The organism is Streptomyces katrae (assembly GCF_000966975.1).
In the GTDB taxonomy this organism is placed as follows: domain Bacteria; phylum Actinomycetota; class Actinomycetes; order Streptomycetales; family Streptomycetaceae; genus Streptomyces; species Streptomyces katrae.
This window is the reverse complement of record NZ_JZWV01000295.1, coordinates 1-1,107: the sequence shown is the minus strand read 5'-3', so window position 1 is coordinate 1,107 and position 1,107 is coordinate 1. Positions and strand designations below refer to the sequence as shown.

Genomic DNA, 1,107 nt, shown 5'->3' with positions numbered 1-1,107 from the left:
GCCGGGGACGTAGGGCGGGTTGGCCAGGACCAGGTCGAAGCGCCGCCCCCGGGTGCGGGCGGCGAAGTCTCCGTGCAGGACGCGCAGCCGCAGCCGCCGGCGCCAGCCGTTGAGACGGGCGGCCAGGACGGCGGGCCACGCCACGTCCACGGCGGTGACCTCGGCGCCCCTGGCGGCCGCCCGCAGGGCGATCGCGCCGGTGCCCGTCCCGATCTCGACGACCTGCGCACCGGGGCGCAGCGGCTCCCGGGCGAGGGCGTCGGCGAGCAGCAGGGTGTCCGCCTGGGGGCGGTAGACGCCCGGCAGGGCGATCAGCCCCGGGAGGGCGGCACGGTACGTCACTGCGGTGCTGGGCAAGGTGTCCTCCCGGTGTGCCACGGGCCCCCGGCCGTCCGCCCGGCCGGACCGGGCGGACGGCCGGGGGCCCCGAGGGGAAATGGGGCGATCATGGGCCGCGCCTACCCGGGATCGGGTGGTTTGCACCTCGGCGGGGGTTTCCTCCCCTCGGCGGCCGCGGCGACGGGCGGCCGACCGTGCCTCAGAGCCGGTCGTCGCGGGTCTCGTCGACCACGGGGAGGGCGGCGGCCCGGCGACGGCGCAGGACGCTGCTGTAGACGGCGAGTCCCAGCAGCCCCCCGGCCATCATGATCAGGCCCACCACGTCCAGGTTGACGCCGTCCATGTGCCAGTCGCTCGCGAAGGTGAGGATGGCCCCCACCACGATCAGGGTGATGCAACCGCCTATGCCGGCCATGGGTGTTGCCTCCTCGTCGGGGGTGGTGCTCCGTGACCGCGCGGTTACCCGGGCCGCCGGGACCGAAACGGCGGGCCGGGCGGGCCGCGGCCGGCCGCGCCCCGGGTCCGGCGCGGGGCATGGCACGGACGGCAGCGGGCAGGGGAGGCGTGCGGAGCCCCTGAGGGGAAGGACTGGAGGGCTGGGTCATGACTGAACCGTCCGGCGGCGGAACCAGGGCGCGCGAGACCCACGCGGCGGTGGCCGCGGCCGCCCGGTGCGGGCTGGCCACGCGCGGGGTGCTGTACGTGGTGGTGGGCGCGCTGGCCCTGCGGATCGCGTTCGGGACCGGCGGAAACGCGGCCGACCGTACG

3 protein-coding genes are annotated in these 1,107 nt (G+C 77.3%); 1 reads left to right on the top strand and 2 read right to left on the bottom strand.

Features of this window, described 5'->3' with window-relative positions; all coding sequences use genetic code 11:
* Together VR44_RS12095 and VR44_RS12090 are read right to left on the bottom strand one after the other, a co-directional pair.
* Window positions 1-357 (bottom strand): methyltransferase (locus tag VR44_RS12095; RefSeq protein ID WP_245691730.1); only part of this gene is annotated, 357 nt, incomplete at its 3' end.
* Window positions 358-538: 181 nt separating this feature from the next.
* Window positions 539-754, bottom strand: coding sequence for a hypothetical protein (locus VR44_RS12090; protein ID WP_045947452.1), 216 nt, complete (start codon window positions 752-754; stop codon window positions 539-541).
* Window positions 755-942: 188 nt separating this feature from the next.
* On the opposite strand from VR44_RS12090, the gene VR44_RS43845 reads away from it, so the two are divergent.
* A partial coding sequence (locus VR44_RS43845) for a DUF1206 domain-containing protein (protein ID WP_157880283.1) occupies window positions 943-1,107 on the top strand: 165 nt, incomplete at its 3' end.

Coding starts and splice junctions, on each gene's coding strand:
- VR44_RS12090 (WP_045947452.1), bottom strand. CDS start 754: ATGGCCGGCATAGGCGGTTGCATCACCCTGATCGTGGTGGGGGCCATC.